A 241-nucleotide genomic window follows, 5' to 3' on the forward strand; every position below is an offset into this window, starting at 1 on the left:
GAGGGGAGATATCGTTCATGAGAGAAGCTGTCATTGTTGCGGGAGCAAGAACACCAATTGGAAAAGCAAAGAGGGGTTCATTAAAAACAGTTCGTCCTGACGATCTAGGGGCGTTAGTAGTAAAGGAAACATTAAAGCGTGCGAATTATGAAGGACCAATCGATGATTTAATTTTCGGTTGTGCGATGCCAGAAGCAGAGCAAGGGTTAAATATGGCTCGTAATATCGGCGGACTAGCAGG

Annotated in this window: 1 protein-coding gene; it reads left to right on the top strand. The window is 44.8% G+C overall.

Annotation, left to right across the window (positions count from 1 at the left end; all coding sequences use genetic code 11):
• Positions 1-17: 17 nt before the first annotated feature.
• Positions 18-241, top strand: a 224-nt coding sequence (locus SB775_RS33200) for a thiolase family protein (RefSeq protein WP_486360743.1), incomplete at its 3' end; no start/stop codon positions are given.

The sequence above is a fragment of the Peribacillus sp. SIMBA_075 genome (assembly GCF_046534585.1).